A 13,768-nucleotide genomic window follows, 5' to 3' on the forward strand; every position below is an offset into this window, starting at 1 on the left:
AGAGGTGGCGGCGGCTCAGGCGCGCAGCAGCCGCGCGGCGATCGGCAGGTGATCAGAGGGCTCGGTCTCCGACGGCATCGGCGTCTGGGCATCCAGCTCCAGCAGCCGGACCGGTTGCGCTTGCAGCGCGCGCGAGTGGAAGAGGAAGTCGATGGTCTTGGGCCTGCCGTTCGCGTTGCAGGTCGGCTGGTGCCTTCCCGCGTAGGCATCGAGCAGCCCCGCCGCCGCGAACGCTCGGACCAGCGGATCCCCAGGCTGCGCGTTGAAGTCGCCGCCCACGACCCACAGGGCCTCCGAGTCCCGCCGGACCAGTTCCTCGAGCAGCTCGGTCGCCTGTTGCATCCCCTGGTGCTGCTCCACGGGCTTGTCCGGCCGGTCCCAGCGCAGGTGGGTGCAGGCCACGCGCAGCCGGTCCCCTCCGGCATCGAAGTCCACGACCAGCGCCAGGTTCCCGGAGATGCGCCCGTCCTCCAGCCGGTCCCCGAAGTAATGGGCTCGGTGGCCCAGGCAACGCTCCATGCGGTGGAACACCGCGCAGCCATCGGGTCGGCCCTGCTGCTTCAGGGCCAGCACGCCCGAGTACCCGCGCGGCTCCAGCGCCCGCTGGAGCGCGGCGAAGCTGTTGGGCTCCACCTCCTGCAGGCAGACGATGTCCGCATCCAGCCCCGTGATGCGCTGGGTCAGCGCCTCCTGGCGCCCCTGCGGCCGGAGGAGGTCCGCGGGCGTGTGCGGAAACCACTCGGGCTTGAGGTAGGCGTCCGCCAGGATGTTGTACGAGGCGATTCGAAGGTCCACCGCCAAAGACGAAGGGCCCGGAACCTTGCGATTCCGGGCCCTTCTATTGGCGAGGAGTACGGGACTTGAACCCGTGGCCTCCGGCGTGACAGGCCGGCGTTCTAACCAACTGAACTAACTCCCCACAACTCTTGGGCGGAACAGGGATCGAACCTGTGACCCTCGCCTTGTAAGGGCGACGCTCTACCGCTGAGCTATCCGCCCTGAGCGCGTTCGCCGCGACCAACGTGGGCGGCCTTGTATCGACCGCCTCCGCCACTGTCAAGCCTACGTTTTTGAGGCCTCGATCATTCCCCCAAAAGCCCCAACCTGCCCCTCAGGAGCCCGGACGGGCAGGGGGCTCGCTCCATGACATTTCAGTCCTTTCGGGCATGGTCGCGTTGACTCTGCTCCCCGTGAGATGCTGGAAGGCCGCTCTACGGGCAAGCGCGGGCCCGCTGCATCCATCCCCCCGAAACCGCGCTGGGAGTTGTCCCCCATGAAGATGGCCACCGACCCCCTTGGCAGGGCCCTCGGGTCCTTGCCCTGGCGTTCCCTCCTGACCGCGAGCCTGGTCGCGGCGCTGGCGGCTTGCGGTCCCTCGGACCCCAGCGCCTCCTTCCTCGCCGAGCAGCTCGAGCAGACAGGCGTCCAGCAGCAGGAGGCGGTGACCTGGACCCTGGGGGCCAGCTACGACTCGACCAAGGCCAACATCACCTTCCGTGTCTACTCCGCGCGCGCCACCCGCCTCGAGGTGTGGCTCTACAAGACTCCGTACGGCGCCCAGGAGGTGGTGAAGTACGTGATGACCAAGGACACGGCCACCAACATCTGGTCGAAGACCGTGGCCGTCTCCACCCTGCAGACCACCTACGGGATTACCGGCCCCGTGTACTACGGCTATCGCGCCTGGGGCCCGAACTGGCCGTACAACAGCAGCTGGGCCAAGGGTACGGCCACCGGCTTCATCTCGGATGTCGACGCGAGCGGCAACCGCTTCAACCCCAACAAGCTGCTGCTGGACCCCTACGCGCTGGAGATCAGCCACGATCCGTCCAACGCCAACAGCACGGACGGCACGGTGTTCGGCTCCGGGCCGCTCTACCGCAACCTGGACAGCGGCGCGCGGGCGCCCAAGGGCGTCGTCCTGGCGGGGGATACCCAGTCCATCGGCACCAAGCCCACGCGCGCGCTGAAGGATGACGTCATCTACGAGGTGCATGTGCGCGGCCTCACGAAGAACGACACGAGCATCACCGCCGCCTACCGGGGCACCTACAAGGGCGCGGGCTTGAAGGCGGCCTCTCTGGCGGCGCTGGGGGTCACCGCCGTGGAGTTCCTGCCCGTGCAGGAGACCGAGAACGACGCCAACGACAACGTCGCCAGCACCGCGGGGGACAACTACTGGGGCTACATGACCCTGAACTACTTCGCCCCGGACCGCCGCTACGCCTACGACAAGTCGGCGGGTGGCCCCACGCGCGAGTTCAAGGAGATGGTCAAGGCCTTCCACGACAACGGTATCAAGGTCTTCGTCGACGTGGTCTACAACCACACCGGCGAGGGCGGCGCGTGGAACGGTAACGACTCGAGCACCTTCAACGTCTACACGTTCCGCGGCCTGGACAACCCCACCTACTACAGCCTCACGGCCGACAAGCAGTTCAGCTGGGACAACACCGGCGTGGGCGGCAACTTCAACACCTTCAACCCGAAGGCGCAGGACCTCATCATCCACTCGCTGGCGTACTGGAAGGACACGCTGGGCGTGGACGGGTTCCGCTTCGACCTGGCCTCGGTGCTGGGCAACACCTGCGAGCACGGCTGCTTCAACTACGACAAGCTGAACAGCGGCACCGCGCTCAACCGCATCCTGAACACCCTGACGCCGCGCGCGGCCGCGGGCGGCGTGGGCACCGACTTCATCGCCGAGCCGTGGGCCATCGGTGGCAACTCGTACCAGGTGGGCAACTTCCCAGGGGCCTGGTCCGAGTGGAACGGCATCTTCCGCGACACGCTGCGCAAGGACCAGAACCAGATGGGCATGGAGACGGTGACGCCCAGCCAGCTGGCCACGCGCTTCGCCGGCTCGTCGGACCTGTACGGCGATGATGGCCGCAAGCCGTTCAACTCCATCAACTTCATGGTGGCCCACGACGGCCTCTCCCTGGACGACCTCTACAGCTGCAACAGCAAGAACAACAACCAGGCGTGGCCCTACGGCCCCTCGGATGGTGGCGAGGACAACAACCACAGCTGGGACCAGGGCGGCATCGCCGCGGACCAGCGCAAGGCGGCGCGCAACGGCTTCGCCTTCCTGATGCTGAGCGCCGGCACGCCGATGTTCACCGGCGGCGACGAGTTCCTCCGCACCCAGTACTGCAACAACAACGTCTACAACCTGGACTCGGACAAGAACTGGCTGAACTACGTGCTGACCACGGACCAGACGAGCTTCAAGACGTTCGCCCAGCGCCTCATCGCCTTCCGCAAGGCGCACCCGGCGCTGCGGCCGCTCAACTTCTACAGCGCCGTGGACAACAACGGGAACGTGATGGAGCAGCACCGCTGGTTCAAGCCCGATGGCCTGGTGCCGGACTCCGCCTACTTCAACAACGGCGGCAACCACGCCCTGGCCTTCCGCGTGGACGGCACCGAGTTCGGTGACCCGGCCAGCGCCATCTACGTGGCCTACAACGGCTGGTCCGGCAACGTGGACTTCAAGCTGCCGTGGCCGGGCACCGGCAAGAGCTGGTACCGGGTGACGGACACCTGCAACTGGGCCGAGGGCGCCAGCCAGGTGGCCAGCCCCGGCGCCGAGACGCTGCTGGGCGGCGAGAACTACGTCTACGGCGTGTGCGGCCGGGGCGTGCTGCTGCTCATCGCCAAGTAAGCGCAGGGCTCGAAGGCGCGGCGCAGGATAGGGCCGCTGCCTCCGAAACTTCAGGGCCGGGCTCGCTCCGTGGGGAGTGGGTCCGGCCCGCGTCATTTAGAGCGCGGGGCGGTGCGTGGGGCAGGACTTCCGCGTCGAAGTCCGGTATGGGCGGAGCACGGCGCCAGACGACGCCGGAGGACTCCCGCATGAACGACAGACTCCTGAAGGCCGCGCGCCGCCAGCCCACCGACACCACACCGGTGTGGCTCATGCGCCAGGCGGGCCGCTACCTGCCCGAGTACCGCGCCATCCGCGGCAACATCGCGTTCCTGGACTTGTGCAAGCACCCGGACCTGGCCGCCGAGGTGACGGTGCAGCCCATCACCCGCCTGGGTGTGGACGCGGCCATCATCTTCTCGGACATCCTCATCCCCGTGGAGGCCATGGGCATCGCCCTGGAGCTGGGGGACAAGGGGCCGCACTTCCCCAACCCCGTGCGCACCGCGGCGGACATCGAGCGGCTGGCGGTGCCGGACCCCGTGGAGGGCACTGGCTTCGTCGCCGAGGCCATCCGCCGCACGCGCAAGGCGCTCAATGACTCGGTGCCCGTCATCGGCTTCGCGGGCGCGCCGTTCACCCTGGCGGCCTATATGGTCGAGGGCGGCGGCTCCAAGAGCTACATGCTCATCAAGCGCCTGCTCTTCGAGCAGCCGAAGCTGGCGCACACACTGTTCCAGAAGCTCACCGACACGCTCATCCCGTACCTGAAGATGCAGGTGGAGGCGGGGGCGAAGGTTGTCCAGATCTTCGACTCGTGGGGCGGAGAGCTGGGCCCCTACGACTTCGAGCGCTTCAGCCTCCCGTACCTCACGCGGATGGTGAAGGAGCTGCAGGCCACGGGCGTGCCCGTCATCGTCTTCGGCACGGGCATGTCTCCGCACCTGCCGCTGCTCAAGCGCACCGGCGCGGACGTCATCGGCCTGGATTGGCGCATCCAGATGGACGAGGGCCGGCGCGTGCTGGGGCAGGACGTGGCGGTGCAGGGCAACCTGGATCCGCTCCACCTCTTCCTGCCGCGCGAGGAGCTGGAGGCCCGCGTGGTGGACATCCTCAAGCGCGCAGGGCCGGTGGGGCACATCTTCAACCTCGGCCACGGCATCCTCCCGCCCACGGATCCGGAGGCCGCGAAGTTCCTGGTGGACTCCGTACACCGCTACGGCACCGCGCTCCGCCAGAGCCCCTGACGCTCGGCAAACCCCCGGCTTTCCATGCGAGCAGCCGGGCTTCGTCCGCCGATTGACTCTAGAATCAATCTCCCGTTGACGCGTCGCATCAAGGGCCGTTACAAGTTCCTCACTCGCAGTTGGAGGTGAGGAACATGGCACGTGAGAGCAACGGCCACCGTCGAGTGGCCATCGTCCGTGGGCTGCGGACTCCGTTCGTGAAGGCGGGCAGCGTCTTCTCGGGGCTCACCGCCCTGGACCTGGGGAAGCTGGTGGTCCAGGAGCTGGTGCAGCGGGCGGACATCGATCCCCATGAAATCAACCAGGTGGTCTTCGGGCAGGTCATCCCCACGCTGACGGCCCCCTCCATCGCGCGCGAGGTGGTCATCGCCGCGGGCCTGCCGCGCAAGATCGAGGCGTTCACCGTGGCGCGCGCCTGCGCCACCTCCATCCAGGCGATGACCACGGCGGCCAATGCCATCGCCGTGGGCGAGGCGGACGTCGTCATCGCGGGTGGCACCGAGTCCATGTCGGACGCCCCCATCTTCACCAGTCGCCCGCTGGCGCATGCGCTGGTGGCGGCCTCCAAGGCCAAGAGCTTCCCGGACAAGCTCAAGCCCTTCCAGAAGCTCAAGGCGAAGGATCTGCTGCCCGTGCCGCCGGCCATCGCCGAGTACTCCACCGGCCTCACCATGGGTGAGAGCGCCGAGAAGATGGCCAAGGAGAACGGCATCTCCCGTGAGGAGCAGGACCGCATTGCCCTTGCCTCGCACCACAACGCCGCGCGCGCCTGGAAGGAAGGCCGCTTCGATGGCGAGGTGATGCACGTCGTCGTCCCTCCGAAGTACGAGGACGTGGCGGCCCAGGACAACATCGTCCGTGAGGACACCAGCCTGGAGGCGCTCGGGCAGCTTCGGCCCGTGTTCGACCGCAAGTACGGCACCATCACCGCCGGCAATGCCTCGCCGCTCACCGATGGCGCCGGCGCCCTGCTGCTGATGAGCGAGGAGAAGGCCAAGGCGCTCGGGCTGGAGCCGCTCGGCTACCTGCGCGCGCACGCCTACGCCGCCACGGACCCGGGGGACCAGCTCCTGCAGGGGCCCGCCTATGCGGCGCCCATCGCGTTGCAGCGCGCCGGCATGAAGCTGGCCGACATCGACCTGGTGGAGATGCATGAGGCGTTCGCCGCGCAGGTGGCGAGCAACATCCAGGCCCTGGCCTCGCCCGCCTTCGCCAAGAAGGCCGGCTGGAGCGGCCCGGTGGGCGAGGTGGACCGCGAGCGGCTCAACGTGAACGGTGGCTCCATCTCCCTCGGTCACCCCTTCGGGGCCACGGGGGCGCGCATCGTCACCCAGGCCCTCAATGAGTTGAAGCGACGGAACAAGAACACGGTGCTCTGCACCGTCTGCGCCGCTGGCGGCCTGGGCGCCGCGGTGGTCCTGGAGCGTGCGTAATGGCCATCAAACTCGAAGAGCTCGAGGCGAAGCAGGGCTTCACCTACCAGGTCGAGGACGGCGTCGCGGTCCTCACGTTCGATCTGCCAGGTGAGTCGGTGAACACGCTCTCCCCGGAGACGGGCGAGGCGTTCTCGGAGCTGCTGGGCCGCGCGGAGCAGGATCCGGCGGTGAAGGCGGTGGTGTTCACCTCCGGCAAGAAGGACAACTTCGTGGCCGGGGCGAAGATCGACTTCCTCCAGACCATCAAGAGCGCAGCCGAGGCCACGGAGACCTCGCGCAAGGCCCAAGAGGGCTTCGACCGGCTGGATGCGTTCCCCAAGCCGGTGGTGGCGGCCATCCACGGCTCGTGTCTCGGCGGCGGGCTGGAGTGGGCGCTGGCGTGTGACTACCGCCTGGCCACCGACAGCCCGAAGACGACGCTCGGCTTGCCCGAGGTACAGCTCGGACTGCTGCCGGGCGCGGGCGGCACCCAGCGGCTGCCGGCGCTCATCGGCGTCCAGGCGGCGTTGGACCTCATCCTCGCCGGCAAGAACGTGAAGCCCTCCAAGGCGAAGAAGCTCGGGCTGGTGGATGAGGTGGTGCCGGTGCCGCTGCTGCGCTCGGTGGCGCTCCAGCGCGCGCGGGAGCTGGCCGCCGGGACGCTGAAGGTGGAGCGTCCGCATGGCCAGCGCCTCAAGGCCGTGGCCGCGCAGTCGAAGAAGGGCCTGTCGGGGCTGCTCCAGAGCCTCTCCAACAAGGAGATGTGGGCCGAGGTGGCGCTCGAGGCCAACCCGCTCGGCCGGAAGATCCTCTTCGACCAGGCGCGCAAGCAGCTCCTCAAGAAGACGCGCGGCAAGTACCCCGCTCCGGAGAAGGCCCTGGAGGCCATTCGCGCGGGTGTGGAGTCTGGTCGCAAGGTAGGGCTGGAGACCGAGGCGCGGCTGTTCGGCGAGCTGGTGGTGTCGGATACCTCCAAGCGGCTGGTGGAGATCTTCTTCGCCACCACCGCGCTCAAGAAGGAGAACGGCACCTCCAACCCGAGCGTGAAGGCGCGCGAGGTGAAGAAGATCGGCGTGCTCGGCGGCGGGCTGATGGGCGGCGGCATCGCCTACGTGTCCTCGGTGCTCCAGGGCGTGCCGGTGCGCGTGAAGGACCGCGACGACGTGGGCGTGGGGCGTGCGCTCAAGCAGGTGCAGAGCATCCTGGATGAGCGGGTGAAGAAGCGCTCGCTGACCTGGCGCGAGTCCGCCGCGAAGCTGGCGATGGTGTCCGCGGGCACCGACTACAGCGGCTTCAAGAACGTGGACATCGTCATCGAGGCCGTGTTCGAGGACCTGAAGCTCAAGCACCGCATCATCGCCGAGACGGAGGCCGTCACCCGCGACGACTGCATCTTCGCCTCCAACACCTCCAGCCTGCCCATCACCGAGCTGGCCAAGGGCAGCAAGCGGCCCGCGCAGGTCATCGGGATGCACTACTTCAGCCCGGTCCACAAGATGCCGCTGCTGGAGATCATCACCCACCCGGGCACGGCCGAGTGGGTGACGGCCACCTGCGTGGAGGTCGGCCGCAAGCAGGGCAAGACGGTCATCGTCGTCAATGACGGCGTGGGCTTCTACACCTCGCGCATCCTCGCCCCGTACATAAACGAGGCGGCGTACCTGCTGGCCGAGGGCGCCGACATCGCCGAGCTGGACAAGGCGCTGGTCGACTTCGGCTTCCCCGTGGGGCCCATCACCCTGCTGGACGAGGTGGGCATCGACGTGGCCCACAAGGTCGGCCCCATCATGGAGGCCGCGTTCGGCAAGCGACTGGCGGCGCCGAAGACGCTCGAGAAGGTCATCGAGGACGGGCGCCTGGGCCGCAAGAACGGCAAGGGCTTCTACACCTACGCCGGGAAGAAGAAGCAGGTGGATGCCTCCATCTACGCGCTGCTGCCGCACGGCACGGAGCGGCGGAGCTTCGACCGGACGGAGATGGCCGAGCGCTGCGCGCTGCAGATGGTGAACGAGGCCATCCGCTGCCTGGGCGAGGGCATCCTCCGCAGCCCGAGGGATGGGGACGTGGGCGCCATCTTCGGCCTGGGCTTCCCCCCGTTCCTGGGCGGCCCCTTCCGCTACGCGGACAGCCTGACTCCCGCGGTGCTGCTCAGCCGGTTGGAGCACTACCAGGACAAGTACGGGGAGCGCTTCACCCCCGCGCCGGCCCTGGAGGGCATGGTGAAGGAGAACAAGACGTTCTATCCCCGGTAGTCCGTCACCCTTGACCCTGGAGCGGTTCTGGACGAAGTCCCAGCGCCATGAACCGCTCCGCCCCCCACCTCATCGCCCTGACGGCCCTCGGCGCGCTCCTGGCGTGTACGGTGGCCGTCTCGGTGAGCTCGTGGGCCTTCCCCGAGGGCTACAGCCCCGCCCGGGAGACGTGGTCCGGGCTCCCTCCGCCCATGGGCTGGGTGCGCTACGACGCCGGCTGGTACGCCCACATCGCCACCCAGGGCTACAGCTACACGCCGGGGCAGCAGAGCCCCGTGGCCTTCTTCCCCGCGTACCCGCTCGTGCTCCGAGGGCTCACGTCGGTGGGCCTCGACACCTTCCTGGCCGGCGTGCTGTTCACCATGGTGTGTGGCGTGCTGGCGCTGGTGCTCTTCACCCTCTGGGCCCGCACGCGCGCCGACGAGGACACCGTCCGCAACGCGGGCCTGCTGCTCGCCCTGTACCCCTTCGCCTTCTTCCTCTACGGGGCGATGTACTCGGACGCGTTCTTCTTGCTGCTCATCGTCGGCGCCTTCCTGCTCCTGGAGCGGGGGCACCTGCTGCCTGCCGTGCTGTTGGCGGCCGTGGCCACCGCCGCCAGGCCCGTGGCGCCCGCGCTCGTGCTCGGGTTGCTGGCCCGCAGGTTGGAGTGGAAGCACGAGCGCGGCCTGCGCTGGAGTGTCACGGATCTGCTTCCGGTGCTCGCCGCCACCGGGTTCCTGCTCTACGTCTTCTATCTCTGGCGGACCTTTGGCGAGCCGATGGCCTTCGTGAAGGTGCAGTCCGCGCCCGGCTGGGACCAGATGCCCGGCTGGCGCACGTGGGCCAAGGTCCGCTGGTTCCAGGGCTTCTTCCGGGGCATGCCGGTGGGGGACTTCCTGAGGTTGGTGGGGCACGCCGCCTTCACCCTGGGCGCGCTCGCGTTGGTGTGGCCCACCGTGAAGCGGCTGGGCTGGGGCTATGGCCTCTACTCGGCCGCCATCGTTGGACTGCCCGCGCTCTCCAGCAAGGACTTCATGGGAATGGGGCGCTACCTGTTGCCCGCCTTCCCGCTGTTCCTCACGCTGGCGCTGTTGCTGCGCGAGCGCCCCCGCTTGCGCCTCGGGGTGATTGCCAGCAGCGCGGCGCTCATGCTCGCGCTGGCCGCGGCCTTCGGGGCCGCGCAGTACGTCTCATGATGCAGGGCATCCTTTTCTCCGAACGGAACGTCTCGTGAGCACGCTCCTCGATCAGTCCTTGGCGCTGTTCTCCTCGCTGCCTCGCGCCGAGCGCTTCCACGTGCGAGCCCGGGCCTTCTCCGCGCCGCTGGAGGCCATGGCCCACCGGCTGCCCGCGGGGGGCACCGTGGCCGACGTGGGCTGTGGCCATGGGCTGCTCTCCGCGCTCATGGCCCTGTCCGACCCGAGCCGCACCGTGTACGGCGTGGATCCGGATCCGCGCAAGGTGATGTGGGCCTCGCAAGGCCCCGGCCGGCTCCCCAACGTCCATGCCGAGGTGGGCACCGTGGAGAGCCTCGCGGCCCTGCGCCCTGGCCAGTTCGACGCGGCCGTGGTGTGTGACGTGCTGTACCTGCTGCCCGAGGAGCGGTGGCCCGCGTTCCTCCGCACGGTGCGGAGCCTGCTGCGGCCCGGCGGGCGCTTCCTCTTGAAGGAGGCGGAAGGGGACCACTCCTGGAAGCACTACAAGTGCCTCGCGCAGGAGTGGGTGATGGTGAAGCTTATCGGTCGCACGAAGGCCGGTGGCGGGCTGGTGCTCAAGCCGCGCAGCGCGATGGAGACCCTGCTGCGAGCGTCGGGCTTCGAGGTGCGCGAGACGGTGGAGCTGGATGCCGGCTACACCACCCCGCACATCCTCTATGTGGCGGAAGCTTCTACGGCTCGGTGACGGACTCGAGCTCGAACACCCCCTCCATTCCCTCTCCGTGGGGAGTGCCCTCCGCCACAAGGCCGCCCGGCTCGAACAGCTGGTTGGCCAGCTGCTTGCGGCGCTCCAGGGGCATGGAGTCGGGGAACGCGATGTCACTCACCAGCACCGAGTCATCGGTGCCCAGGGCGGTGACGAGGATGGTGGGGCAGGGCGCCTGGGTACACTGAATCCCGCTGTTGGTGAGCTGGTACTTGCCGGACTGGCCCGAGGTGGTGGGCGGGTTGTCCGAGTCGAGCGCCCCGGGCAGACCACACGCCGAGGCACCCATCATCAGGAACGCTACGAGGGACTTTCGCATGCATGGGGGCAGTGCAAGGCGTGTTCCCGCCCCCCTCTCTAGGGATCTCACGCGTTTGAGGAGACAGCCCCCTCAAGAATCCGTCGAGGCCCGCCGCGAATCGTCAGCGCAGCGATGCCCTCAGCCCTCAGCCCTCGGCGCGCAGGGACGCGTAGGTAGCCAGGGTGATGCCGCGCTCCCGTAGCCGCGTCTTCACCCGAGGGCTGGTCAGGGCTTCCATCTCCGCCTGCCAGCCGTAGGTCCACGCCGGATCCTCTGGCACGTGGGGCGTGCCCTCACCGGGGTGGCAGCCCACCTCGAAGTCCCCCTCGGGCAGCGAGTCCAGCAGGGACAGCAGGGTGGGCTCATCCAGCCGGCCCGCCTCGAAGACGCCTCCCGCGCTCACCCGCCGCACGCCCGAGGTGGGGCGTGCCGTCCGAGCCAGCACCGACAGGAGCAGTGTCTTCAGCGCGGGGCCCGGCGCCCGCAGCCACGCGGCGCGAGGCAGTCGGTCCGGCCAGCGCAGGGGCAAGCCCTCCCGCCGCGCGAGCGTCTCCACCAGCGGACGGATGCCGGGCAGCAGGTGCAGGTGCTGATGCGCATCCAGGTGGTCCACCTCGGCGCCCAGCGCGCGGGCGCGGGCCAGCTGCGCCTCCAGCTCCCGTGCCACCTCCTCGCGCCGCACCCGGCCGGTGAGCCACGCGCGGGCAAAGTCCGCCCAGCTCGCGCGCAGCCGCCCACCCGGCGCCAGCGTGGGTACCTCCGCCGCAGGAGCCGCGCTGGGCAGTCGCGTGGAGAGCGCCAGATGGACGCCCATCGCCAGCCCCTGGGCCTTCGCGCGGGAGACGGCCTCGGGCGCGCTGGGGCCCGTCGCCAGCAACGTGGCGCTGGTGACGATGCCCTCGCGGTGCGCGCGGAGGATTCCGGTGTCCAGGGAAGGGTGCAGCCCCAGATCGTCCGCGTTGACGATGAGGCGCGTGCGGCCTCGTCCCACAGTGCGACCCGCCTACCCGTGCTTGCGGCGCCAGGCCGCGGGGGTGGCATGCAGCGGCGCCACGTCCGGAGGCAGCCGCACCGGCTTGATCGCCTGAGGTGGCTCGCGCGTCTCCGGGTAGAGGTTCACCAGCTCGCGCACCATCTTCATGATGACCGAGGGCGAGGCCAGCGTGGACACGCCGCGGGTGCGCGGGAAGTAGTCCACCCCCATCTGGAAGACGCGGAAGCCCTTGCGGATGGCCTTCACCACCAGCTCCGCGTCGATGAACGAGCCCAGGCTCTTGAGCTCCACCGACTCCAGCACCCGGCGGTGCATCACCTTGAAGCTGAAGTTCACGTCCTTGATGTTGATGTCGAACAGCGAGCGGATGAGCAGGTTGTAGACGAACGAGTAGAGGATGCGCTTGGGCCCCTCGCTCGTCCGGTCGAACCGGAAGGCGCAGATCATGTCCGCCTCCAGGTAGTCCATGAGGTGAAGCGCCCGCTCCAGCTCTCTCAGGTCCCACGGCAGGTCGATGTCCGAGTAGACGACGATGTCCTTGGTGGACGCCGACAGCCCCGTGCGCATCGCCCCGCCCAGCTTCAGGTTCACCGGGTGAGTGATGACCTTGAGCTGCGGAATCTTCGTCGCCAGCTCCTCGGCGATCTCCTTGGTGCGGTCCGTGGACGCGTCGTTGACGACGATGATCTCGAAGTCGTCCGTGAGCCGCGGCAGCACGTCCAGGGCCCGAGACACGGCGCGCTCGACGTAGTCCTCCTCGTTCCAGGCGGGGAGGAAGAGGCTGATGCTCGGGTAGGTGGCCAAGGAAGGTCCTCGCGACGTTCGAAGAGAGAGGCTGGGTAGCAGACGGCGGCCCTGGGACGCAATCGTGGGAGTCGCCCTCGCTCGGAAGCCCATGCTACCGTCCCCGGCCTTACTTCACGGGGACAGTGTGGGAGACAAGCCCTTCGCCTTGCTGGTGGTAGAGGATTCCCGGGCGACTGCGGCGAAGCTGGCCGGAGCGCTGGGATCCGAGGCCTATGCCCCCCGGGTGGTGCCTCCCGGCCCGGAGGTGCTCCGGCTCGCCATGGAGGTGGATCTCGTCCTGTGGTGCCTGGGCCCGGACGATGACCTGGCGCTGCTGCGCCGCCTGATGGATGTCGAGGTGCCGACCAGGCGGGTGCCCGTGCTCGCCATTGCCCCCATGGAGGCGCGCGAGCTGCGCCTGACCGCCCTTCGGTTGGGGGTGGAGGTGGTGTCCGAGCCCTGGGACGAGGAGGAGCTGCGCGTTCGGATGCAGCGCTGCTTCTCCCACCACCTGGCGCTGGGAACTCTGGGCGCGCAGGTGATCGAGCTGCAGAAGCTCTCCGTGCTGGACGGGCTGACGCTCGTCCACAACCGGCGCTACTTCCAGGAGCGGCTGCGCGAGGAGTTCCGCAGCGCCCAGCGCTACGACGATGCGCTCGCCCTCATCCTCGTGGACCTGGACCACTTCCGGGCCCTCAATGACCGCCACGGCCAGCCCGTGGGGGACGAAGTCCTGCGCGCCGTGGCCCGCGTCCTCCAGAAGACCGTGCGCGAGACGGACCTCGTCGCCCGCTATGGCGGCGAGGAGTTCGCCGTGCTCCTGCCGCGCACCCACATGGCTGGCGCCATCACCGTGGCCGAGCGCATCTGGAAGGAGATGGGCGGCCTGCACCTGGGGCCCGAGCGGCAGCTCCAGGTCACCGTCTCCCTGGGCATCTCCAGCTTCCCCCACCGCACCGTGCTCTCGCCCGAGCAGCTCGTGCTCACCGCCGAAGAGGCGCTCGTCCGGGCCAAGACCGAAGGGCGCAACCGCATCTGCCTGCACTCGCCCGTCTCCTTGTTGGCGGGCTCCCGACGGGGGTAGGACAAATCCGTATAAACCGGAATGACCCGGGTCATTCCCGATCGCACCTGGGTCGATATGGACCCTTTGTCACCTTCAGGGTATGGAATGACCCGGGGTGGGTCTTTGTCACGAAATTTAAAAAAGAGAAGAATCAAC

Annotated in this window: 11 protein-coding genes and 2 tRNA genes; 7 read left to right on the forward strand and 6 right to left on the reverse strand. The window is 68.6% G+C overall.

From position 1 onward, the window contains the following. Positions 1-15: 15 nt before the first annotated feature. The 3 genes from SYV04_RS28670 to SYV04_RS28680 form a co-directional block, all read right to left on the reverse strand. Entirely contained in the window at positions 16-795 is a 780-nt protein-coding gene (locus SYV04_RS28670; protein ID WP_321549127.1) for an endonuclease/exonuclease/phosphatase family protein, read from the reverse strand. A gap of 47 nt (positions 796-842) precedes the next feature. Continuing rightward, positions 843-919 (reverse strand) — tRNA-Asp (locus SYV04_RS28675). Positions 920-927: 8 nt separating this feature from the next. After that, a tRNA-Val gene (locus SYV04_RS28680) sits at positions 928-999 on the reverse strand. Between the two features lie 274 nt (positions 1,000-1,273). Here SYV04_RS28680 and SYV04_RS28685 point away from each other — a divergent pair. The 6 genes from SYV04_RS28685 to SYV04_RS28710 all read left to right on the forward strand — a co-directional run bounded on the left by SYV04_RS28685 (position 1,274) and on the right by SYV04_RS28710 (position 10,444). After that, complete coding sequence (locus tag SYV04_RS28685; protein WP_321549128.1) at positions 1,274-3,667, forward strand: isoamylase; 2,394 nt, start codon at positions 1,274-1,276, stop codon at positions 3,665-3,667. A 188-nt stretch (positions 3,668-3,855) separates the two neighbouring features. Beyond that, positions 3,856-4,893 carry a uroporphyrinogen decarboxylase gene (hemE, locus tag SYV04_RS28690; protein WP_321549129.1) on the forward strand — a complete coding sequence of 346 codons (1,038 nt, stop codon included), beginning with the start codon at positions 3,856-3,858 and terminating at the stop codon, positions 4,891-4,893. A gap of 134 nt (positions 4,894-5,027) precedes the next feature. Continuing rightward, the gene (fadI, locus tag SYV04_RS28695) at positions 5,028-6,326 is read left to right on the forward strand and encodes an acetyl-CoA C-acyltransferase FadI (protein ID WP_321549130.1); all 1,299 of its coding nucleotides are present in this window, start codon (positions 5,028-5,030) and stop codon (positions 6,324-6,326) included. Beyond that, on the forward strand, positions 6,326-8,560 hold the full coding sequence (gene fadJ, locus SYV04_RS28700; protein ID WP_321549131.1) for a fatty acid oxidation complex subunit alpha FadJ: 2,235 nt from the start codon (positions 6,326-6,328) through the stop codon (positions 8,558-8,560). The genes fadI and fadJ overlap by 1 nt, the downstream gene beginning before the upstream one ends. A gap of 47 nt (positions 8,561-8,607) precedes the next feature. Next, complete coding sequence (locus SYV04_RS28705; protein ID WP_321549132.1) at positions 8,608-9,738, forward strand: mannosyltransferase family protein; 1,131 nt, start codon at positions 8,608-8,610, stop codon at positions 9,736-9,738. A gap of 34 nt (positions 9,739-9,772) precedes the next feature. Beyond that, positions 9,773-10,444 (forward strand): class I SAM-dependent methyltransferase, encoded by a 672-nt coding sequence (locus SYV04_RS28710; protein ID WP_321549133.1) that lies wholly within the window; start codon positions 9,773-9,775, stop codon positions 10,442-10,444. Here SYV04_RS28710 and SYV04_RS28715 read toward each other — a convergent pair. The 3 genes from SYV04_RS28715 to SYV04_RS28725 form a co-directional block, all read right to left on the reverse strand. Beyond that, complete coding sequence (locus SYV04_RS28715; protein WP_321549134.1) at positions 10,431-10,784, reverse strand: DUF6748 domain-containing protein; 354 nt, start codon at positions 10,782-10,784, stop codon at positions 10,431-10,433. The genes SYV04_RS28710 and SYV04_RS28715 overlap by 14 nt on opposite strands. 127 nt (positions 10,785-10,911) lie before the next feature. Beyond that, complete coding sequence (locus SYV04_RS28720; protein ID WP_321549135.1) at positions 10,912-11,757, reverse strand: ChbG/HpnK family deacetylase; 846 nt, start codon at positions 11,755-11,757, stop codon at positions 10,912-10,914. A 12-nt stretch (positions 11,758-11,769) separates the two neighbouring features. Then, positions 11,770-12,564, reverse strand: a complete 795-nt coding sequence (locus SYV04_RS28725) for a glycosyltransferase family 2 protein (RefSeq protein ID WP_321549136.1) — start codon at positions 12,562-12,564, stop codon at positions 11,770-11,772. 127 nt (positions 12,565-12,691) lie between these two features. Between SYV04_RS28725 and SYV04_RS28730 the strand changes: the two genes are divergently transcribed. Then, entirely contained in the window at positions 12,692-13,630 is a 939-nt protein-coding gene (locus tag SYV04_RS28730) for a GGDEF domain-containing response regulator (protein ID WP_321549137.1), read from the forward strand. Positions 13,631-13,768: the final 138 nt, after the last annotated feature.

The organism is Hyalangium ruber (genome assembly GCF_034259325.1).
In the GTDB taxonomy this organism is placed as follows: Bacteria; Myxococcota; Myxococcia; order Myxococcales; family Myxococcaceae; genus Hyalangium_A; species Hyalangium_A rubrum.

Bases quoted from the DNA above. Each gene is read 5' to 3' on its own strand.
- SYV04_RS28685 (WP_321549128.1), top strand. From the start codon at position 1,274: ATGAAGATGGCCACCGACCCCCTTGGCAGGGCCCTCGGGTCCTTGCCC.
- hemE (WP_321549129.1), top strand. From the start codon at position 3,856: ATGAACGACAGACTCCTGAAGGCCGCGCGCCGCCAGCCCACCGACACC.
- fadI (WP_321549130.1), top strand. From the start codon at position 5,028: ATGGCACGTGAGAGCAACGGCCACCGTCGAGTGGCCATCGTCCGTGGG.
- fadJ (WP_321549131.1), top strand. From the start codon at position 6,326: ATGGCCATCAAACTCGAAGAGCTCGAGGCGAAGCAGGGCTTCACCTAC.
- SYV04_RS28705 (WP_321549132.1), top strand. From the start codon at position 8,608: ATGAACCGCTCCGCCCCCCACCTCATCGCCCTGACGGCCCTCGGCGCG.
- SYV04_RS28715 (WP_321549134.1), bottom strand. From the start codon at position 10,784: ATGCGAAAGTCCCTCGTAGCGTTCCTGATGATGGGTGCCTCGGCGTGT.